Origin of the sequence: Pseudomonas sp. F3-2 (genome assembly GCF_038804275.1) — a bacterium.
Lineage (GTDB): Bacteria > Pseudomonadota > Gammaproteobacteria > Pseudomonadales > Pseudomonadaceae > Aquipseudomonas.
In genome coordinates, this window is record NZ_CP152388.1 from 5,324,089 (window position 1) to 5,344,733 (window position 20,645).

A 20,645-nucleotide genomic window follows, 5' to 3' on the forward strand; every position below is an offset into this window, starting at 1 on the left:
AAACGATAATGAACCCATGAATCTTCCTGCCCACACCGCGCTGTTCACTCCCAGCTGGCATGCCGAGCTGGAGCTGGGCTATGGGCGCTTCGGCGACAGCACGCGACCTGTTCAGCGTCGCCACAAAGGTCCGCTTCGGGTGCAGAAACACCTGTACGCCGAAGGTCCGGAAGTCTGTCAGCACATCATCGTCCATCCGCCCGGAGGCATTGCCGGTGGCGACCGTCTGGACATCAGCGCCAGCGTCGGCGCCAATGCCTGGGCGCAACTGACCAGCCCGGGCGCTGCCAAGTGGTATCGCGCAGCGGGCCCGGCGTATCAACAACTGAACATCCGTGTGGCCGCGGGCGCGACGCTGGAATGGCTGCCGCAGGAGACGATCGTTTTCAGTCAGGCCAAGGCCGAACTCACGACGCAGATCGATCTTGAGGGCGATGCCCGTCTGCTTTACTGGGACGTGGTTGCACTGGGGCGCCCGGCCAGTGGCGAGCGCTTCGATCAGGGCCACTTTCAGGCGCATCTGGATATTCGCCGCGACTGCAAGTTGCTGTGGCACGAGCGCCAGCGCATCACCGGCGACGATGGACTGCTGGATTCTCCCGTTGGCCTTGGCGGTAAACCGGTGTTCGCGACGCTGATCGTGACCGGCGAAATCGATGCTGAATTGATGGAGCGTTGCCGCGCGCTGGCTGACCATTCGCCTGTACGCGGTGACTTGAGCCAGCTGCCGGGCTTGATCGTTGCTCGCTGTCTGGCCGACGAAGCCCTCCATGCGCGGGCCTGGCTGATCGAACTATGGAAGCTGCTGCGCCCTGCCCTGCTGGGCCGGGAGGCGGTGGCGCCGAGGATCTGGAGTACGTAACGACACCGTTCCCTTGTAGGAGTGTGGCTTGTCCCACGATCTGCCGGGGACCGGCAGCAAGCCCGGAAAGCGCGGTGTGTCAGACATACCCGGCCAGTAGGAATTACGATTGCTTCGCAACCGATCGCGGGACAAGCCACGCTCCTACAGAGGTCGCAGCGCTTTCATTTATTTGGTTTTGAAACGGAAAACAACATGGACCTGACTCCACGCGAAAAAGACAAGATGCTGATTTTCACCGCCGGTCTGGTCGCCGAGCGGCGGTTGGCACGGGGTCTGAAGCTCAATTACCCGGAAGCGATGGCATTCATTTCCGCAGCCCTGCTGGAAGGCGCGCGCGATGGCCAGACCGTCGCCGAACTGATGCACTACGGCACCACGCTGCTGACCCGCGAACAAGTGATGGACGGGATCCCTGAAATGATCCCGGAAATTCAGGTGGAAGCGACCTTCCCGGACGGTACCAAACTGGTCACCGTGCACCAACCGATTGCCTGATACGTCTCTGGAACAAGTGAAAACGAACATGACTTATACGATTCGTGACGCACTGCTGACTGACATGCCTGCCGTGCTGGACATCTACAACGACGCCGTTCTCAACACCACCGCGATCTGGAACGAACAGCCCGTGGACCTGGCCAATCGCGAGGCCTGGTTCGCCGCGCGTCAGGCCCAGGCTTACCCGATTCTGGTAGCAATCGATGACCTTCAACAGGTGGTGGGTTATTCGTCATTCGGCGACTGGCGCCCCTTTGAGGGCTTTCGTCACACCGTCGAACATTCGGTGTACGTGCGCGCCGATCAACGCGGCAAAGGATTGGGTCCGCTGCTGATGAGCGCACTGATCGAGCGGGCCCGCGCCTGCGACAAACACATGATGGTCGCCGCCATCGAAAGCGGGAATGCAGCGTCGATCGCCCTGCACGAACGCCAGGGCTTCATCACCACCGGCCAGATGCCGCAGGTCGGTACCAAGTTCGGGCGCTGGCTGGACCTGACTTTCATGCAACTGGACCTGTCGCCGGGTGCGTCCGCCCCGCCTTCGCAGGCCCCTGCAAACACCTGATCCGTTCCCCTCTGAAAGGACTTCTGCTCATGAACGCCGCTCAGCTCCGACGTGTCACCAGTGAAAGCTTTGCGCACTATCGCCACGGCCTGGTGGCGCTGTTACTTGACGCAGTGCATCACGGCGCGTCAGTCGGTTTCATGGCTGACCTGGGCGCCGACGAGGCCTATGGCTGGTGGGAAGACATCAAGACAGAGGTGGAACACGGCAAGGTATTGATGTGGGTGGTGGTGCAGGAAGAACAGGTCCTGGCCACGGTGCAACTGGCCCTCTGTCAAAAGGCCAATGGCCTGAACCGCGCCGAAGTGCAGAAACTGCTCGTGCTCCATCACGCGCGCCGTCGAGGGCTGGCGACGCAACTGATGCAGGCTGTCGAGCAGGCCGCGCAGCAGCACCAGCGCGGCCTGTTGTATCTGGATACCCTCGCGGGTTCGCCTGCGGAAGATTTCTATCGCGCGCTGAGTTACGAGCTGTCCGGCAAACTCCCGGATTACGCCTGCAACCCGGACGGCGAATATCACGCCACCGCCATTTACTACAAGTTACTGTCGAGGAAGAGCGCATGATTCCTGGTGAATACCAGATCCAGCCCGGCGAGATCGAGCTCAACGCCGGACGCCGGACAATCACCCTCAGCGTGGCCAACAGCGGCGACCGGCCGATCCAGGTTGGCTCGCATTTCCATTTTTTCGAAACCAACGACGCGCTGACCTTCGACCGCGCGGCCAGTCGCGGCATGCGCCTGAACATTCCCGCCGGCACCGCCGTGCGCTTCGAGCCGGGTCAAGCGCGTGAGGTCGAGCTGGTGGACCTGGCCGGATTGAGGCGGGTTTTCGGTTTTGCCGGACGCGTGATGGGGAATCTCTGATCTCCGTCCTCTGAACTGACGTCATCGCGAGCAAGCTCACTCCTACAAGTCACATAACGCCCTGTAGGAGAGCTGGTTCGCGATAGGCCGCGCTGCGGTCATCCAGAACACATCTAAGGATGCAGCATGAAAATTTCCAGACAAGCCTACGCCGACATGTTCGGCCCTACCGTCGGCGACCGTGTGCGTCTGGCGGACACTGAGCTGTGGATCGAGGTCGAGCAGGACTTCACTGTCTATGGCGAAGAAGTCAAATTCGGCGGCGGCAAAGTCATTCGGGACGGCATGGGCCAAGGCCAGTTACTCGCCGCCGAAGTGGTCGACACGCTGATCACCAACGCCCTGATCGTCGATCACTGGGGCATCGTCAAAGCTGACGTGGGCCTCAAGGACGGCCGCATCGCCGCAATCGGCAAAGCGGGCAACCCCGATATACAGCCGGACGTCACGATCGCCATTGGCGCCGCAACCGAAATCATCGCTGGCGAAGGCATGATCCTCACCGCTGGCGGCGTCGACACGCACATCCACTTCATCTGCCCGCAGCAGATCGAAGAAGCGCTGATGAGTGGCGTGACCACCATGATCGGCGGCGGCACGGGGCCGGCAACCGGCACCAACGCAACGACCGTCACGCCCGGACCGTGGCACATGAAACGCATGCTCCAGGCCGCCGAGGCCTTCCCGATGAACATCGGCTTCACCGGCAAGGGCAACGTCAGCCTGCCGGAGCCGTTGATCGAGCAGGTGAAAGCCGGCGCCATTGGCCTCAAACTCCACGAAGACTGGGGCACGACGCCTGCGGCCATCGATAACTGCCTCAGCGTTGCCGATCAATACGATGTTCAGGTGGCGATTCACACCGACACCCTGAACGAGTCTGGCTTCGTCGAAACCACCCTTGGCGCGTTCAAGAATCGCACCATCCATACCTACCACACCGAAGGCGCCGGTGGCGGTCACGCGCCGGACATCATCAAGGCCTGCGGCTTCCCCAACGTGCTGCCGAGTTCGACCAACCCGACCCGGCCGTTCACCCGCAACACCATCGACGAGCACCTGGACATGCTGATGGTCTGCCATCACCTGGACCCGAGCATCGCCGAGGACGTGGCCTTCGCCGAGAGCCGCATCCGTCGGGAAACCATTGCCGCCGAAGACATCCTTCACGACCTGGGCGCGTTCTCGATGCTCAGCTCTGACAGTCAGGCTATGGGCCGCGTCGGCGAGGTGATCATGCGCACCTGGCAGACCGCCGACAAAATGAAGCGCCAGCGCGGGCCGCTGCCGGGCGACGGCGAAGGCAACGACAACTTCCGCGCCAAGCGCTACATCGCCAAATACACGATCAACCCGGCAATCACCCACGGCATCAGTCACGAAGTGGGCTCGATCGAAGTCGGTAAATGGGCCGACCTGGTGCTCTGGCGCCCGGCGTTCTTCGGCGTCAAACCGACGCTGATCCTCAAGGGGGGTTCCATCGCCGCCAGTTTGATGGGCGACGCCAACGCGTCGATCCCGACGCCTCAACCCGTCCACTACCGCCCGATGTTCGCCAGTTACGGCAGCTCGCTGCACGCCAGCAGCATCACCTTCATCAGCCAGGCGGCAATGGACGCAGGCGTTCCCGAGCAACTGGGCCTGAAGAAACAGATCGGCGTGGTCAAAGGCTGCCGCAGCGTCACCAAGGCGGACCTGATCCACAACGATTACCTGCCCAGGATCGACGTCGATCCGCAGACCTACCAGGTCAAGGCAGATGGCGTGTTGTTGTGGTGTGAGCCTGCTGACGTACTGCCGATGGCGCAGCGGTACTTTCTGTTCTGACCGGCTGTCCTGACCGGCGGCGGAGGAGACGTAGCGCGTCTCCTCTACTCCAGCTTTTTATCGATTTTTTTCTTGATGTCTTCTTTGATGTAACCGCCTATCACCTCTTCTATCTGCAACAAGAGAAGGGTGGGCGCCGACTGAATGTCGTAGCGAGTAGCAATCTCCTTGTTAGCTGCGAAATTCACCTCGAAGAACTTCAGCCCTACCTTCTCCTTATAATCTGCGGCGAGCTCCGTCAGGACATCGCTCATCCGTTCGCTGGCTTTCTTCTTCTCGTCACCACTGGCTTTGATCCCATTGGTAAACAGCACCACGGAAACCGCGCCACCTTGGGTGACATAGGGTGATAGCCACACATTTTGGTCAAAATTTTCGTCAGTTAATGTCGTCACGTCCATGATCAGTTCCTCGCTGCTAAGCCATTCGTAAACTGCGTTCGCACAACATCCGTGCTCGTACCTGAACAAATCGTCCTGCGGCCAATGCCTCGGGCACCCTGTGCGGTTTAACCGTAAGCCTGTAGAAACGCGCCGTCTACTGTCAGAAATGACAGTAACCCAGGCGAAAACCCGTTGTTCTTGCTGGCCCAACATCCCGCCAGGATGGACCGGCCTTTCCCAGCGCCATGCCAGCTACGACTACCTGCCAAAGATCGACGTCGATCCGCAGGCCTGTCAGGTCAAGGCAGATGGCGTGTTGTTGTGGTGTGAGCCTGCTGACGTACTGCCGATGGCGCAGCGGTATTTCCTGCCACAACGCCCATCCCTGTAGCAGTTCGGCTCGGTGGCAGCGATCCCGAGAACACCCGGCCGGCAAACCGTGCTGCTACAAGGTGTTGCGCTGGTCATTAAATCCGTTGTACTTCCTGCAACAACATGGCGTTAAGATGGCCGCCTCGCCCCTCATCGCCCCACCAGCAAGGTAGTCCCCCATGCGTCTTTCCGATTTCATTGTTGGGAACGTAGACCGTATCGTCGACGAGTGGGAAACGTTTGCCGCAACGCTGACGCCGGCTGCCGATTCGATGAGCTCGGTGGAGCTGCGCGACCACGCCAAGGCGATCCTGCTTGCTGCGGCGCGGGACATGAATACCGCGCAGACCCAGGCCGAACAGATCGCCAAGGCTCAGGGAGAGGACGTCGGCAAGTCGCCCACGCTGGATCAGGCAGCCGCCAGTCATGGCGAGCTTCGTCACACGGTCGGTTTTGATCTGGTGCAGATGACTTCCGAGTTCCGGCACTTGCGTGCCACCGTGATTCGCTTCTGGGTCGAAAGCCTGGGCGCGCCACAGATCAGCCATTTTTCCGACATGATCCGGTTCAACGAGGCCATCGACGAAGCGTTGGCCGAATCCACCGCGGCCTACGCCGATCGCGTCACGCGCTCTCGGGACATCTTTCTCGCGATTCTCGGTCACGACCTGCGCGCGCCCCTGCAGGCCATCAGCATGTCGTCGGAAATCCTGATGCGCAAAGCCGGCTTGAGTGATGCCGATATGGCTTATGTGACCCGGATCAAGAGCAGCAGCCGGCACATGGCAACAATGGTCAGCGACTTGCTGGAGTTCGTCCGCAGTCGACTGGGCGTGTCTTTGCCCATCGAGCGCAAGCCGATGGAGATGACCGTGGCCTGCCGCGATGCCATCGATGAAGCCAGCGCGGGGCATCCGGGCTGCGATCCCGATTTCACCAGCAGCGGCGACACTCAAGGCGACTGGGACCGCTCACGGATCGATCAGATGCTGCAGAACCTGATCGGCAACGCCCTGCAACACGGCGCTTCGACCCACAAGATCACGGTGTCCTTGGTGGGCAGCGAAAGCCACGTCAGCCTTTCCGTGCACAATGATGGCGAGCCCATTGCTCAAGAGGCGATCGGCAGCATTTTCGATCCGCTGGTGCGCTCGCTCAACGAAGAAGCTGGCACCCGCAACCCCTCCACCAGCCTGGGATTGGGGCTGTACATCGTCAAGGAAGTGGTCAACGCTCATAACGGCAGCATCACCGTGACGTCGAACTTCGGCGACGGGACCACCTTTATGGTGGTGTTGCCGAAGAGAGCCTGACCTGGAGAACGCGCACTCCCGCGCCGCATAACTCAAGTGCACCGCGCTCGAATGTAGGACCGGCTTCAGCCGGGAAAGCGCAGGGCTCACGCCGCGAATATGAGGGTGCGCCAACCGGCCTCTTCCCGGCTAAAGCCGGTCCTACAACGCATGTCCCGCGCACAACTGCAGTGCTATGCCGCGTAACCCAAGTGCACCGCGCTCGAATGTAGGACCGGCTTCAGCCGGGAAAGCGCAGGGCGTTACGCCGCGAATGTGATGGTGCGCCAACCGGCCTCTTCCCGGCTGAGGCCGGTCCGGATTCAGGACAGGCAGCAGAACCCCTCAGCCTTCCAGAAACCGTCCCAGCCGCTGTTTGAGCATGCGGTTTTCGGCGCGCACCTGTTCGAGCTCGTCCAGCAGATTCAACGCCAGCGCCACCCCGTCCCATTCCAGTTCCAGATCGTTGTGAAGCTTGACCGCGCGCTTGGCAACCGACAACGAATAGGTGTCGAACACCCAATCGTCCGGTCGCTGTCCCTGGGGCTCGAGAATGCCGTGCTCGACAATCTCGATGACGAAGGCGGCCGGCAAATCGACCACCTGACAGAATTCCTGCATGCCTACGACCAGGGTATCGCTCATGATCAGCTACTCCAGTGAGCCCTCGGATCGAATGCGGCCTTGTCGGCCAGCTTCTCCCAAAGGGCTTTGGTGGCGTCATCGGTGGACTTGGGCATGACGATCTTCAACTGCGCAAACAGATCGCCGCGCTGGCCCTGCTTATTCAACAGACCGTTACCTTTGACCCGCAGTCGCTGGCCGCTCTGGCTGTCCGGACGAATGGTCAGGTTGATCTTGCCTGTCAGCGTCGGCACCGCCACTTTCGCGCCCAGTGCCGCTTCCCACGGCGCCAGGGGCACCGTGATGATCAGGTCGTGGCCTTCGACATCGAATTTGGGGTGCGGCGCCAATCGGATGGTCAGGTACAAATCGCCGTTCTCACCGCCCGCGATGCCCGGTGCACCCTGGCCCTTGAGCCGGATGCGCTCGCCATCGGTGACGCCGGCCGGGATCTTCACGTTCAGGGTCTTGGTGATATCGGCCATCCGCTGACCATTGGCACTGTGCTGCGGCACCTTGAAGCTGACCTGCTTGGACTCGGTCGACAGCGTTTCCTCAAGAAATATAGCCAGTTCCATTTCCACGTCTTGCCCTCTACGGCCGGTGCTGCGCGTACGCCCGCCCTGTTGCCCACGATTGCCGAAGATCGAGCTGAAGAAGTCGGAAAAGTCTCCGCCCTCGAAACCGCCGCTGTTGAATCCGCCGCCTCCCGCGCCGCGCCCCTGCCACCCTGGAGGCGGCTGGAACCGGCCCTGCTGGCCGTACTTGCGGATGTCGTCGTACTCGGCGCGCTTTTCAGGGTCGCTCAGCGCTTCATAGGCCTCGGACGCTTCTTTGAATTTGTCTTCCGCGCCAGGCTCTTTGCTGACATCGGGGTGATACTTGCGCGCGAGCTTGCGATAGGCGGTCTTGATGGTTTTCTCGTCCGCCGTCGGCTCTACGCCAAGAATCTTGTAATAGTCTTTGAAGTCCATCTAACGGTCACCCATTCCGGAGTATCCAGCACAGTTGCGTACCGCGTTACCAGATGAGAACGCCGGTCGCGCTGAATGTTGCAAGGTTATCGGCACACGGCCTCACGTGCTTGAAACGGGTTTCAAACCGGGCCGAATGCAATGAAGAGTTGCCTGCAAGATTGGGGGTGCCGGGCGCTGATTCAAGCTGTCGTTGTGAAATAGACGCCTGTTGCGCGAAAAACCGACGTCGCGCCCTACGAATCCGGCGCCCACTCGCATACACTGCGCGGCCGTTTTTTTGACCGGAACGCAGAACATGAGCACCCCATCCCCAGCCCGTGCCCTTGGCATCGACTTCGGCACCTCCAACTCCACGGTCGGCTGGCTGCGCCCAGGAGCGGAAACGCTGATCGCGCTGGAGGACGACAAGATCACCCTGCCTTCGGTGGTGTTCTTCAACATGGAGGAGCGCCGCCCGGTCTATGGCCGGCTGGCCCTGCATGAATACCTGGAAGGGTATGAAGGCCGCCTGATGCGCTCGCTCAAGAGTTTGCTCGGTTCCAAGCTGATCAAGCACGACACCAGCGTGCTGGGCACCGCGATGCCGTTCAAGGACTTGCTCGGGCTGTTCATCGGCGAACTGAAAAAGCGCGCGGAAGCGGCGGCCGGTCAGTCGTTCGAGCACGTGGTACTGGGTCGGCCGGTGCATTTTGTCGACGACGACGCTGCGGCCGATCAGGAAGCCCAGGACACCCTGGCCGAGGTCGCACGCAAGATCGGATTCAAGGAGGTCTCGTTTCAGTTCGAGCCTATTGCGGCGGCTTTCGACTATGAGTCGACGCTTGAGCGTGAAGAGCTCGTGCTGATCGTCGACATCGGCGGGGGTACGTCGGACTTCTCGCTGGTACGCCTGTCCCCGCAGCGTCGGCGGGTCGATGACCGCCAGAGCGATATCCTGGCCACCGGCGGCGTGCACATCGGCGGAACCGATTTCGACAAGCAACTGAGCCTGCAAGGTGTAATGCCGCTGTTCGGTTACGGCAGCCGGATGAAAAGCGGCGCCTACATGCCTACCAGCACACACATGAACCTGGCGACCTGGCACACCATCAACTCGGTCTACTCGCAGAAGTCGCAGCTGGCGCTGGGTAGCATGCGCTATGACATCGAGGACACGCTGGGCATCGATCGCCTGTTCAAGCTGATCGAACAGCGCGCCGGGCACTGGCTGGCGATGGAAGTGGAAGAGACCAAGATTCAGCTCACCCACGCTGCCAATCGCGTCGTGCCAATGGACCGCATCGAAACCGGCCTGAACGTCGATTTGACCCGCGAGCTGTTCGAGTCATCGATCGATGCGTTGCTGGAGCGTGTGCGCGAGAGCGTCACCCGCCTGCTGAGCGACGCCGGGGTGGGTGTGACGGATGTCGACACGGTGTTCTTCACCGGCGGTTCGAGCGGCATTCCGGCGCTGCGCAACAGCGTGTCGGCCATGCTGCCCAACGCCCGACACGTCGAAGGCAATATCTTCGGCAGTATCGGCAGCGGCCTGGCGATCGAAGCGAAGAAGCGCTACGGCTGAGACGCCACTGCACGGAACCGTAGGAGCGCGCTTGCCCGCGAAGAGGTCTGAACCGGCGACATGGATGTCGTCCTACAGAACTCGATCGCGGGCAAGCACGCTCCTACAGGCAGAGTTTTCCGGCAGTCAGACCAGCTCTGCCTTGCGCAACTCGCTTTTCAGATACGCGTAATAGATCGGCCCGGCCACTACGCCCGGCAGGCCGAACGCTGCCTCGAATATCAACATCGCCAGCAGCAACTCCCACGACTTGGCGCTGATCTGCCCACCGACGATCCGTGCGTTGAGGAAATACTCGACCTTGTGGATCACGATCAGATAACCCAGCGCCGCGAGCGCGACCCAGATCGACAGCGACATGCCGACGATGAAAATCAGCGTGTTGGACATCAGGTTGCCCACCACCGGCAGCAGCCCGAGCAGGAAGGTCAGGACGATCAGCGTCTTGGTCAGCGGCAGGTGCACGCCACACAACGGCAGGATCACCGCCAGGAAAACCGACGTGAACGCGGTGTTGAGCAGCGATATCTTGATCTGTGCAAAAACGATGTTGCGAAACGCCTGGCTCAGCAGGTGCAGACGCTCGAACAGCGCGGCGGCCAGCGGCTTGCGTTTTGTGACATCGGGAATGCGTTGCAGCGCGATGATTGCGCCCAGCACCATGCCGATCAGCAGGGTGACGAACATGTGCGCAGCGCCCTTGCCCAGCAACTGCAACTCGCCGATGTGCTTGGTCAGCCAGGCGCTGAGCGACACCTGGAATTCGGTGGCGCTGGCGGGCAGGTAATTGTCGATGAAGGGCGGCAGCTGACCGCGTGCGCGATCAACCAGAATCATGAATTTGTCGAGCGAAGCGCCCGGATTCTCGGCTTCGTGCAGCACGAAACTGATCGCACCGGCAAACAGCAACGCCAGCACACTGACCACCAGCGTGCCCAGCAATGCCACTGCCAGCCAACGCGCCCGTTCGCCGGCGATCAGACGTTGCAGTTGCGGGGTGAGCATGTCGACCAGTTCATAAACCAGCAAACCGGCGAGAAGGCTGGGCAGGAGTTTGAGCGGTAACACCAGCAGCAGACCACCGAACACCAGGATGCAACTGGCCAGATACACATGACGCGGCGAAAACGTTGGCATACAGCCTCAAAACGAGCGGCTTGAAAAGATGGGCAGTCTGCCAGCCTTCCCGGTCGAGAACCAGCGTCGAGACGCGTCGTTAGTCGCGCGGACTGCCATGCAGCGACCTGTGGACGCGACTTCATTTGCCATCGGCCAATGCGGGCATCACACCCGCATCGGTTTCAATGCCGCCAGGCGAAAGAATTCGCTCTCTCAGCCCCTGCACCTTGGCAATAATCGGGTGACAAATGCGTCACTTTTTCTTCAGGCAATCGCTCATGAAAGCCTTGCGCTCATCGCCCTTCAACGCCTGTGTCGACGCGGTGGCGTTGCAGGTTTTCATCTTCTCCTGCTGAGTCGCGGCGGGCGCTGGCGCGGCCTTCAGGCAGGTACTCATGAAGGCCTTGCGCTCGTCGCCCTTCAACGATTTGGCCGCCGCATCGGCGTTGCAGGTGGTCATTTTCTGCTGTTGCGCGGTGGCGGCAAAACCTTGAGCACACATCAGCAAGCCCATGACCAGTAATGAAGCACGCAGCATTTTCATCGACTTTCTCCAGGACCGCCGCGCCCCGCGCAGCTTTCTGAGGAGTGTAGTCAAAAATGTTGCGGTATATTTCAAGCAATCCGCACCGTGGACTGGACGCCCGTTGCGACAAGCCGATAATGGCGCCTCATTCAACTCGCGGCGCCGCCATGCAATACCTTTATCCACTGCTCACGGTCATGATCTGGGCAGGCAATAACGTCATTACCAAAGCAGCCGCAGGTCGAATATTCCCTGCGGAGATCGGATTTTATCGCTGGGTGCTGGCCGGTTTGCTGTTCACCCCGTTCCTTCTCGGACCCGTGCTGCGCAATCGCGCGAAGATCAAACCGGTGATCGGCAAGATCGCGATTCTCGGCGTGCTGGGCATGGCGATCTATCAGAGCCTGGCGTACTACGCCGCCAACATCACCACGGCTACCAACATGGGGATCATCTTGTCCCTGGTACCCGTCATGACGCTGGGCATGTCGATCGCCACGCTCGGCACGGCACTGACTGCCGGGGCTTTGATCGGCGCGATCGTCTCGTTTGCAGGCGTTTTGCTGGTAGTTTCTCAGGGAAGTTGGGGCGTACTGATCGCCCACGGCGTGAATCTGGGTGATCTGATGATGCTGATCGCGACCCTTGCCTACGCAACCTACAGCACGCTGCTGAAGAAGTGGCAGCTGCGCTTGCCGCCGCTGCAGCTGCTTTACCTGCAGATACTGGTGGCCATCGTCGCGCTGTTTCCACTGTTTGCGCTGTCGCCAAAAACCGGGCTCAACCCCAGCAACATTCCGCTGGTGCTGTATGCGTGCATCCCGACATCAATGGTGGCGCCGTTCCTGTGGATGAAGGCCATCGGCATTCTGGGCCCGAGCCGCACGACATTGTTCTTCAACCTGGTGCCGATCCTCACCGCGCTGGTCGCGGCGCTGGCGCTGGGCGAGCAACTGGCGTCGTATCACTTCATCGGCGGAGCACTGACGCTTGGCGGCGTGATCCTGGCGGAACGCTGGACCACGCCATTGCGCACAAAGCCCATCCGCCGCCCTGAATGATCAGGCTTCGTCGGCGCTGCCGGCAGCGTGAATCGAGACGTCGGTGATTCCCGCCACATGGGGCAGGTCCACGTGCGGGTTGCCTGCATCCAGCGGATCGTCATCGACCGCAACATGGTGCTTGTGCGCCAGCTCGTGGACCACCTCGATGATGGGCACATCCAGATCGTCGATCACATCGACATGATGTTCGCCCGCCAGTGTGTATTCGATTTCGTACGTTTCTCTTTCGCTCATCGCCTCACTTCCTTAGCGATCCCTGATGGATCGACTGATCACGAACAACGGCTGCAATGTCAAAGACCAGCGGCTTTCAAACGTGCGGCGTGCTCGAGAAACAACCCCACGGGATTGGCTCCCTTGCCCACCAGACCGAGGTGCTGGTTGACGATATCGAAATGGTCGAGCGGGTAGTCATCACCGATGACAGTGCCCAGGTGCGAACTGAATCGCCCGACCATGCCATCAGATTGACCCCGCTCTTTCGTGAACGTGCGAGCGAATATTCGGCAGGTGAGATTAGTGGTATCGAACCGGTTCTTACCGCGATCCGTTCGCCCTGGCTGCAAGGTGCCCGACCAGGAGTAATAGCGCACACCGTTGACCAGCTCCTCGCCCTGCCCGCCCCATGTTTTCGGCAACCCCTGAGGAAACAACGTGTTGAAGCGTGCCACGCCGCGGGTGGTCAGCGAGTGATGCGCGGCGTCGACATCGGTGGGCAGCCGGGTTCCGCGGTAGCCGGTGTCCAGCAGGCCCATGAGCAAAGTGGTCAGGCGAATCGCTGCGTTGACCAGACGTCCTTTTACGGTGTGCGGGGGATAGTGCGCTTCCAGATAATCCGCCAGTTCCGAGCCATGGTTGGGTCCCGCAATGGAAGTGACCGACGCGACAAGGTCGGGACGAACCCCGGCCACGTAGCGGATGGTCAGGGCGCCCTGGCTGTGGCCGATCAGGTTGACCTTGGCAGCACCGGTTTCTCTGAGAATTTCCTGTACGCGCGCCAACAGTTGCTCGCCGCGTATTTCGGTGGAGTTGACCGCCGAGACCATTACCGGGATCACCGTCGCCCCGCCCTTGCGCAGCGCCGGCACGATGCCGAACCAGTAGGGGTAAACCACCAGTTTCACGAATCCCAACAAACCTGGCACCAGCACGATCGGATAACGCGTGGCCTGTTCTTGCGTCATGAGCGACTGATCCTTGTGCTGCATTTTAGAAGCGAGCTTGCCCGGGGAGGCCTCTGGCCGGCGACGGCTTGTTGCGCTTGCATCGACAACTGCGTGAGAAAGCGCGCCCATACAGACACTAGCCGCAAACCATGCCTCTATCATGACAAATGCGTGTAATGCCCCATCGCCATCAATTCGATCGAACTCTTTCACTTGCCCGCCGCTCATAACTGCATCGGCCAACGTGGCCTTTCCTGTGGAGTGACGGTTATGTACAAGCAATCTCTGGCAGTCGTGTTCGCAATGGCCGCAATGGCCGGCTGTACGTCGACAACCCTGCAGAACCCGGTGGACTTCGCGACCTATCGCAATGAGCCGCTGGTCAAGCAAGTCGACACCGGCATGACCGAGCAGCAGGTTCTGACCATCGGCGGCGAGCCGTCCACACGCTTGCAGCGCAAGGTGCATCCAGGCACCTGCAACAACTACATCCTCAACAAAGAAGGTCATCAGCAGGCCTACTACGTGAACTTCGACGCCAATGGCCGCGTGGACAGCAAAGGCTTCATGACCTGCGAGCAGCGTGAAACCAACGAGAAAACGATGTAACGCGACGCAAGCCCAGTGGTTGGAGTGGCAGCGCGGCGGCGACCTCGAAAACAAATAAAACTTTTGCCCGCGCACGCCACTCACACCTTAAGACCCGATCTTGCCGGGCCGCTGTCAGGCATCACACGACAGCGGCATCAAGAGCGAGACGGCAACCGGATTAGCCCCTGGAGATAATGATGAGCGAAGTACAGCAATTAACCGACATCAGCACCCTGCGAGAGCGCGCGCGCCACAACGTTGAAAACGGTGCCGTGACCGAAGGCTACGATGGCGACCGTGAAGAAATCATTCGCCTGCTCAATGCATCGCTGGCGACCGAATGGGTTTGCGTGCTCCGCTACAAGCGCCATTACTACATGGCCAAAGGTGTGAAAGCCCAGGTAGCGGCGGCCGAATTTCTGGAGCACGCCGAGCAGGAAGCCGAGCATGCCGACAAGCTGGCTGAACGTATCGTGCAACTGGGCGGCGAGCCCGAGCTCAACCCCGACCTGTTGTCGAAGAACTCCCACGCGCAATACGTCGCGGGCAACACGCTGAAAGAAATGGTCACCGAGGACTTGATTGCTGAACGTATTGCAATCGACAGCTATCGCGAGATCATCCAGTACATCGGCGACAAGGACCCAACCACCCGCCGGATCTTCGAAGAGATCCTGGCGCAGGAAGAAGAACACGCCGATGACATGGCGGATATTCTTGACGGTCTCTAATGTCGAGCAGCAATGCAAAAGCCAGGACCTGAGTCCTGGCTTTTTTGTGGGTCGCAAATATGTGCACGCTGCAAAAGTGTGGGAGTGAGCCATCTGTCTTTAACGCCCCCTTAGTTCTACGGCGTAACAGTCGACGCCTTCCCGGCTAAAGCCGGTCCTACGAAAAACTTGCAGCCGCTGTAGGACCGGCTTCAGCCGGGAACAGGCCGGTTCATGCTGTGAAGATGTAGCGGCCGGAATTCAGTCTTCGCGAGCAAGCTCGCTCCCACCGGTTCGTGTGCCTGGCGCGAGACCATGCCATGCCGCAATGCCCTTGTGGGAGTGAGCTTGCTCAAGAAGAGGCCGGTACATCCGTTGGAGATGTAGCGTCTGGAAATCAGTCTTCGCGAGCAAGCTCGCTCCCACCGGTTCGGGTGCCTGGCGCGAGACCATGCCATGCCGCAATGCCCTTGTGGGAGTGAGCTTGCTCACGAAGAGGCCAATTCATCCGTTGGAGATGTAGCGGCCGGAATTCAGTCTTCGCGAGCATGCTCGCTCCCACCGGTTCGGGTGCCTGGCGCGAGACCATGCCATGCCGCAATGCCCTTGTGGGATTGAGCTTGATCAGGGCAGCCATCGGACGAAGGCTGACTTCCAACCACTGCATCTCAACGGCCTGCACCGGCTCTTCCCGGCTAATGTCGGTCTTACGGTCGCCGCTAGCTTTTCGTAGGACCGGCTTTAGCCGGGAAGGCGTACGTCGTCGATCGATGGGACGGTAAGACAGTTGGCTCAGTCCCAGAAGCTGGATCAGCGCATGTCGAGACTACATGTCGAAACTACTGAACAGTCTTTGGCGCCTTGCCCGAACGCATTTGCTCGAGCAATGGAGCGCACTGGTTCGGTTCACCGCCGCTCGGCGCGACCAGCGCCAGCAAGCCGGCAGCAGGGCCTACCGCTGCGCCCAACAGAACCATGCCCGCGCCGCGCAACAGCAGCGGGCCTGATTGCACGCCGGCGCTCGGTTTGATGAACGGTCCGCGAACATACAGCGGCGAGCGCAGCGAGAACACGCGGAAGCCTTTGGACTCGGGACTGACTTTCATGTCCAGTTGCTCAGTCTTCATGTTGGCTGTGCCGTCGATATAGATGATCGCGTTTTCGGTGTCGAACACGAACAGCTTGGTCGTCGCCAGCCCGTCCTTGATGCCCAGATCGGATGCCGCGCAGTTGATCTTCACTTCCTTATCGCCGAACAGCGTACCGACGATGTAATTACCGACGTTAAGGCCCGCAATCTCCATCAGGTCGCGGCTGATCGCACCATCGTTGACCAGCATCTTCAGCTCGCCGTTCGCGGTCCCCAGCAACGCCGCGACCGAGTTGCCCTTGCCACTGATGTCGGCATCGCCATTGAGCTCACCGAAACTGGTTTTCATCGGCTCGAACGTCGGGAACAGCTGCTTGAGCTTGAAGTTGCGCGCCGTCAGTTTCGCACGGCCTTCCAGTGGCTGGGTGTGGCCGTTAAGTTTGATATCGGCATCGAGCTTGCCCCCTGCAACGCCGAAACGCAGTGGCTGCAAGCTCAACTGCCCGTCGTTGAGGACCACGTGGGTGTAAAGGTCGGTGAACGGCAACTCGGCACTTTGCACAATCTTCTTGCCGGTAAATTCCACGTCGGCGTCCATCGCGCTCCAGCGGTCGGTCTTGAACTCCTCGACAGGCAAGACTTTGTCCGCTGGCTGCTTGCTCTCGCCGCCACGGCTTTTCTGTTCGGCGTTAGAATCGGCGCCAATCAGTGGCTTGAGGTCAGCCATCAGCAGTTGATTTGAAACCAGGGCGCCCGTGAGTTTGGGCCGTGGCTGACTGGCGACGAACCCGAGATCGCCATGGATGTCGCTGTCGCCGATCTTGCCGTTGAAGCCTTTGTATTGAAACGAGGCACCCGCCGCATCGTGCAGCTTGGCAATCAAGCGACCATCGGTTGAATACGGTGGAGAATCGGGCAACGTCACGCCGGTCAAGGGGTACAGATTCCCCAGGCTGTCGCCGGAGAGCTTCAGCCGCAGGTCCAGTTCGCCCAGATTCTGTGGATCGGTGACAGTGCCGGCCACTGCAACGCGCGTATTGCCCGCGCTGACATCCGCCTGCACCGGGAAAGGCAAGGCTGCATCTTTGAGTGCCAGCAGGCCGCCGACTTTGCCGGTGCCGTTGAGCTTTTGCCCGTGATACTGACCTTTGGCGGTGAAACCAAATGCGTAGTCCTGAGCCGAGGCACCTTTGTCCTGGACCTTCTTGGCTTCGCTGCTGCCGACGATGTCACTGAACGGAATCGGCTTGCCCAATGGATCGATCACCACATCGACCGCAGTGTTGATCATCTGATCGTTGTAGCTGACGAACCCCTTGTCGAACCCTATCGAGCCGATATCCAGCACCCAGCTTGACGGCTCGGCGTTCGGGTCACTTTTCGGCAGGTCGAATACCCAGTTGGCGCGACCATCGGCCAGCCGCTCGATTCTGGCGTTGGGTTCGGTCAGATCAATGCGCGGAATCACCACGCGCTGGGCAAGCAGCGGCAAGGGCGAGAGGCGCAGTTCGACACGCTTGAGCGTGACCATTTGCGGATTTTTCGACCAATCGGGATTACCCAGCGCAATGTCTTCAGCCGACATGTGAGGCCAAGGCACCCAGGCCCGCCAACCGCCTTCGTCAGGCTCGCGGCGCCAGAGCACGGCCAGGTTGCCATTGATCGCGAACGGTCGATGCAACTCGGCAGAGACCTTTTCATTGATGGTCGGCTTGAGCCGGTTCCAGTCGAAAGTGGCGATCACAATGATCAGGATGGCCAGCAAAAGCACCATAATGGCGGCTGTCCAGGCGAAAATCTTACGGCCTCGCGTCATTGCGTTTTCTCCCCAAATACCGACGCCCCTTCCTGGCTGCGTCTTACACGTCTTAAGCCCTTCGACTGACAAAAGCCCTGTGGGTTTGATGAAATCTGGAAATGACTGCTCACAAAGTTCCGTACGCGCTCGCGACCCGCTGCCAGGCGGGCTTTTCAAAAACGCTGAAAGCCGCGTCCTGCAAGGCCTCGGCGGCCGAATCATTTTTGTCGATGGTCACCATCAGCTCTTTGAACTTCTTTATCCGGAGTGCCCCGGTAAAATTGCCAACATGTTCACTGACCACCCTTTTAGAGACACCACTTCATGAAACGCCAACTGATCGCCCTGACCCTTTCACTTCTCGCCTCGAGCGCATTCGCAATGCCTGCCAGCGAACAGCCGGTGCTCGGCGAAGTGAAGTCGGCTCAGCAGGTTGGCCTGCCAACCCTGGCTCAGGAAGGTCCGGACCGCTTGATCAACCAATATCAACGTGTTGCGGGTGACGATAACTGCAACAACCTGGCTCGCCGTTATCAGCGCGTTGCCGACAACGGCCCTGATCGCCTGATTCAGCAATATCAGCGCGTCTCCTGAGTCTGCTGTCTCCCGAAAAGCCCGGCCGGTGTGCCGGGCTTTTTCATGCCTGAACAAACCCGGTTCGACGCAGCGCAAACGCATTTGTTAGAGTGCTGCCCATCCTTACTTCAGATACGCACGCCTCATGTTGCCCCGCGCCGAACAGAAACAGCAGACCCGCCACGCCCTGCTCGATGCAGCCAGGGGTCTGATGGAGAGCGGGCGAGGCTTCGGCAGTTTGAGCCTGCGCGAGGTGGCCAAATCCGCCGGGATCGTGCCCACCGGCTTCTATCGGCATTTCGACGATATGGATCATCTGGGCCTGGCGCTGGTCAGCGAGGTCGGCCAGACGTTCCGCGAAACCATTCGCCTGGTGCGCCACAACGAAAACATCAACAGCGGCATCATCGATGCGTCGGTGCGCATCTTCCTTGACGTGGTCGCAGCCAATCGCTCTCAGTTTCTGTTCCTCGCCCGCGAGCAATATGGCGGCTCGCTCAAGGTGCGTCAGGCGCTCGGTACGCTGCGTGAAGCGATCATTGCCGACCTGGCGACCGATCTGGCGTCGATGCCCAAGTTCCAGCACCTGAACACCGATGACCTTTCCGTGATGGCCGATCTGGTGGTCAAGAGCGTATTCGCAATGCTGCCCGAACTGATCGACCCGCCCCCTCTTACGCTGGCGGAGCACCTGACGCCCCGCGCCAAGATCACCCAGCAGTTACGCTTCATCTTTATAGGCGCCAAGCGCTGGCAGGGGTTGGGCAGCACCGAGTAAATCCGCCTGTCGCAGCAATGCGTCTTGTCTGTGAATCCCGTTCACTCAGCAATCGCCCCATATCAGTGCGTTGGTTTTCATAAAGCACCAAGATCGCCCACTCCTGCGCCCCATCCTCAACCACATCTGCACTGTCTGTAGGCAAATTCTGTTTGCGCTGCCTGTTGGCAAGCCACTTGCTCTGCCAATTGCATCGCACATTGCTGGAATTTTCCGATGCTGGTGATTCATAAACGAATCGAACCCCAAGCCGAATGGGCCGCCGAGCTGCATTTGAATTTCGAAGCCCGGAGCAAAAGCCGCCTGCGCTGTTTCAGCGCCGAAGGTGAAGATGTCGGGCTGTTCCTTGAGCGCGGTCAGCAGCCATTGCGCGACGGCGACTTTCTTGAAGCTGAGGACGGACGCGTGGTGCGTGTCTGCGCTCGCCCCGAGCAGCTCATGCATGTGAGCTGCAGCAGTGCATTCGAATTGACCCGCGCCGCCTACCACTTGGGCAACCGTCACGTCGCATTGCAAGTCGGCGACGGCTGGCTGCGGCTGCTCGACGATTACGTGCTCAAGGCGATGCTCGACCAGTTGGGAGCAACGACCGAGTCCATCGAAGCGCCGTTTCAACCGGAACACGGCGCCTACGGCGGCGGTCACCACCACTCGCGTGCGGGTGAAGAGGACTTCAATTACGCGCCGCGCATTCACCAGTTCGGCGAACGCAAATGAACAAGGCCTGGGCGCTGCTGCGTCTGGCCAGTCCGCAGCTGCCGATCGGCGGCTACAGCTATTCCCAGGGACTGGAGATGGCGATTGAACAGCGCGTGGTCACCGATCCGCCCAGTGCCGCGCGCTGGATTGGCGATCAGTTGCTGCTCAACCTCGCGCGTTTCGAGGCCCCGCTGTTGCTGGCTCACTGCAACGCGGCGGCGCAAAACGACTGGGCCGCTTTGATGCAGTTGAGTGAAGAACACCGCGCCAGCCGCGAAACCCGCGAGCTGCATCTGGAAAGTCGCCAGATGGGTTATTCGCTCCAGCAACTGCTCAATGGCCTGCCTGAACTCGATGAGCCGGCGCGAGACTTTCTGCAGCGGATCGGCGAACCGCATCTGGCCCTCGGCTGGGCGCTGGCCGCGCGAGCCTGGCAAATCAGTCCGCAGGATGCGCTGGCGGCGTGGCTCTGGAGCTGGCTGGAAAACCAGCTCGCGGTATTGATGAAAACCCTGCCGCTGGGCCAGCAAGCCGCGCAGCGCCTGACCAGCGAGCTGTTGCCGTTGCTGCAGAACGCCCAGCAGAACGCCTCGGCACTCGATCCCGAACACATCGGCAGCGCCGCGTTCGGCCTGTCGCTGGCAAGCATGGCGCATGAGCGGCAGTACAGTCGGCTGTTTCGGTCCTGACGAT

The 20,645-nt window shown here is 60.3% G+C and carries 24 protein-coding genes; 16 read left to right on the top strand and 8 right to left on the bottom strand.

Annotated features, from left to right (window positions below):
- The first annotated feature begins 16 nt into the window (after positions 1-16).
- From AAGQ88_RS23855 to ureC, 6 genes are all read left to right on the top strand, one after another.
- On the top strand, positions 17-862 hold the full coding sequence (locus AAGQ88_RS23855) for an urease accessory protein UreD (RefSeq protein WP_342653777.1): 846 nt from the start codon (positions 17-19) through the stop codon (positions 860-862).
- Positions 863-1,057: 195 nt separating this feature from the next.
- A complete protein-coding gene (locus tag AAGQ88_RS23860; protein ID WP_093464911.1) occupies positions 1,058-1,360 on the top strand; it encodes an urease subunit gamma in 303 nt (100 codons plus the stop codon).
- Between the two features lie 28 nt (positions 1,361-1,388).
- Positions 1,389-1,931: an N-acetyltransferase family protein gene (locus tag AAGQ88_RS23865; RefSeq protein WP_342653778.1), complete on the top strand. Its 543-nt coding sequence runs from the start codon at positions 1,389-1,391 to the stop codon at positions 1,929-1,931.
- A 29-nt stretch (positions 1,932-1,960) separates the two neighbouring features.
- Positions 1,961-2,497 carry a GNAT family N-acetyltransferase gene (locus tag AAGQ88_RS23870; RefSeq protein ID WP_342653779.1) on the top strand — a complete coding sequence of 179 codons (537 nt, stop codon included), beginning with the start codon at positions 1,961-1,963 and terminating at the stop codon, positions 2,495-2,497.
- A complete protein-coding gene (locus tag AAGQ88_RS23875) occupies positions 2,494-2,799 on the top strand; it encodes an urease subunit beta (RefSeq protein WP_110951083.1) in 306 nt (101 codons plus the stop codon). Before AAGQ88_RS23870 ends, AAGQ88_RS23875 begins: the two co-directional genes overlap by 4 nt.
- 126 nt (positions 2,800-2,925) lie before the next feature.
- On the top strand, positions 2,926-4,626 hold the full coding sequence (gene ureC, locus AAGQ88_RS23880) for an urease subunit alpha (protein ID WP_342653780.1): 1,701 nt from the start codon (positions 2,926-2,928) through the stop codon (positions 4,624-4,626).
- Positions 4,627-4,670: 44 nt separating this feature from the next.
- On the opposite strand, the gene AAGQ88_RS23885 is transcribed toward ureC, so the two are convergent.
- The gene (locus tag AAGQ88_RS23885) at positions 4,671-5,027 is read right to left on the bottom strand and encodes a thioredoxin family protein (RefSeq protein ID WP_342653781.1); all 357 of its coding nucleotides are present in this window, start codon (positions 5,025-5,027) and stop codon (positions 4,671-4,673) included.
- A 148-nt stretch (positions 5,028-5,175) separates the two neighbouring features.
- Between AAGQ88_RS23885 and AAGQ88_RS23890 the strand changes: the two genes are divergently transcribed.
- The gene (locus AAGQ88_RS23890) at positions 5,176-5,400 is read left to right on the top strand and encodes a hypothetical protein (RefSeq protein ID WP_342653782.1); all 225 of its coding nucleotides are present in this window, start codon (positions 5,176-5,178) and stop codon (positions 5,398-5,400) included.
- Positions 5,401-5,560: 160 nt separating this feature from the next.
- Positions 5,561-6,694 carry a HAMP domain-containing sensor histidine kinase gene (locus AAGQ88_RS23895; RefSeq protein ID WP_285424120.1) on the top strand — a complete coding sequence of 378 codons (1,134 nt, stop codon included), beginning with the start codon at positions 5,561-5,563 and terminating at the stop codon, positions 6,692-6,694.
- A gap of 324 nt (positions 6,695-7,018) precedes the next feature.
- Here AAGQ88_RS23895 and AAGQ88_RS23900 read toward each other — a convergent pair whose 3' ends face one another.
- Both AAGQ88_RS23900 and cbpA read right to left on the bottom strand, forming a co-directional pair.
- Positions 7,019-7,318, bottom strand: coding sequence for a chaperone modulator CbpM (locus AAGQ88_RS23900; protein WP_342653783.1), 300 nt, complete (start codon positions 7,316-7,318; stop codon positions 7,019-7,021).
- 2 nt (positions 7,319-7,320) lie between these two features.
- Positions 7,321-8,271 carry a curved DNA-binding protein gene (cbpA, locus tag AAGQ88_RS23905; protein ID WP_285424118.1) on the bottom strand — a complete coding sequence of 317 codons (951 nt, stop codon included), beginning with the start codon at positions 8,269-8,271 and terminating at the stop codon, positions 7,321-7,323.
- 298 nt (positions 8,272-8,569) lie between these two features.
- Between cbpA and AAGQ88_RS23910 the strand changes: the two genes are divergently transcribed.
- A complete protein-coding gene (locus tag AAGQ88_RS23910; RefSeq protein ID WP_342653784.1) occupies positions 8,570-9,835 on the top strand; it encodes an Hsp70 family protein in 1,266 nt (421 codons plus the stop codon).
- Between the two features lie 126 nt (positions 9,836-9,961).
- On the opposite strand, the gene AAGQ88_RS23915 is transcribed toward AAGQ88_RS23910, so the two are convergent.
- Both AAGQ88_RS23915 and AAGQ88_RS23920 read right to left on the bottom strand, forming a co-directional pair.
- Positions 9,962-10,972, bottom strand: coding sequence for a hypothetical protein (locus AAGQ88_RS23915; RefSeq protein WP_093464944.1), 1,011 nt, complete (start codon positions 10,970-10,972; stop codon positions 9,962-9,964).
- 235 nt (positions 10,973-11,207) lie between these two features.
- A complete protein-coding gene (locus tag AAGQ88_RS23920; protein ID WP_342653785.1) occupies positions 11,208-11,498 on the bottom strand; it encodes a PsiF family protein in 291 nt (96 codons plus the stop codon).
- A gap of 149 nt (positions 11,499-11,647) precedes the next feature.
- Here AAGQ88_RS23920 and AAGQ88_RS23925 point away from each other — a divergent pair, with 149 nt between their 5' ends.
- Positions 11,648-12,541 (top strand): DMT family transporter, encoded by an 894-nt coding sequence (locus AAGQ88_RS23925; RefSeq protein ID WP_342653786.1) that lies wholly within the window; start codon positions 11,648-11,650, stop codon positions 12,539-12,541.
- Here the strand turns inward: AAGQ88_RS23925 and AAGQ88_RS23930 are convergent, their stop codons facing one another.
- Positions 12,542-12,778: a hypothetical protein gene (locus AAGQ88_RS23930; RefSeq protein ID WP_285424114.1), complete on the bottom strand. Its 237-nt coding sequence runs from the start codon at positions 12,776-12,778 to the stop codon at positions 12,542-12,544.
- A 59-nt stretch (positions 12,779-12,837) separates the two neighbouring features.
- Positions 12,838-13,728, bottom strand: a complete 891-nt coding sequence (locus AAGQ88_RS23935; protein ID WP_342653787.1) for a triacylglycerol lipase — start codon at positions 13,726-13,728, stop codon at positions 12,838-12,840.
- 252 nt (positions 13,729-13,980) lie between these two features.
- Here AAGQ88_RS23935 and osmE point away from each other — a divergent pair, with 252 nt between their 5' ends.
- Together osmE and AAGQ88_RS23945 are read left to right on the top strand one after the other, a co-directional pair.
- Positions 13,981-14,319, top strand: a complete 339-nt coding sequence (gene osmE, locus AAGQ88_RS23940; protein ID WP_093464959.1) for an osmotically-inducible lipoprotein OsmE — start codon at positions 13,981-13,983, stop codon at positions 14,317-14,319.
- Positions 14,320-14,498: 179 nt separating this feature from the next.
- Positions 14,499-15,032, top strand: coding sequence for a ferritin-like domain-containing protein (locus AAGQ88_RS23945; RefSeq protein WP_285424113.1), 534 nt, complete (start codon positions 14,499-14,501; stop codon positions 15,030-15,032).
- 818 nt (positions 15,033-15,850) lie between these two features.
- On the opposite strand, the gene AAGQ88_RS23950 is transcribed toward AAGQ88_RS23945, so the two are convergent.
- A complete protein-coding gene (locus AAGQ88_RS23950) occupies positions 15,851-17,917 on the bottom strand; it encodes an AsmA family protein (RefSeq protein WP_285424112.1) in 2,067 nt (688 codons plus the stop codon).
- A 306-nt stretch (positions 17,918-18,223) separates the two neighbouring features.
- On the opposite strand from AAGQ88_RS23950, the gene AAGQ88_RS23955 reads away from it, so the two are divergent.
- From AAGQ88_RS23955 to AAGQ88_RS23970, 4 genes are all read left to right on the top strand, one after another.
- Positions 18,224-18,493, top strand: a complete 270-nt coding sequence (locus AAGQ88_RS23955) for a hypothetical protein (RefSeq protein ID WP_285424111.1) — start codon at positions 18,224-18,226, stop codon at positions 18,491-18,493.
- Between the two features lie 127 nt (positions 18,494-18,620).
- A complete protein-coding gene (locus AAGQ88_RS23960; RefSeq protein ID WP_093464970.1) occupies positions 18,621-19,253 on the top strand; it encodes a TetR family transcriptional regulator in 633 nt (210 codons plus the stop codon).
- A 216-nt stretch (positions 19,254-19,469) separates the two neighbouring features.
- Positions 19,470-19,970, top strand: coding sequence for an urease accessory protein UreE (gene ureE / locus AAGQ88_RS23965; protein WP_342653788.1), 501 nt, complete (start codon positions 19,470-19,472; stop codon positions 19,968-19,970).
- Positions 19,967-20,641: an urease accessory protein UreF gene (locus tag AAGQ88_RS23970; protein WP_342653789.1), complete on the top strand. Its 675-nt coding sequence runs from the start codon at positions 19,967-19,969 to the stop codon at positions 20,639-20,641. Before ureE ends, AAGQ88_RS23970 begins: the two co-directional genes overlap by 4 nt.
- Positions 20,642-20,645: the final 4 nt, after the last annotated feature.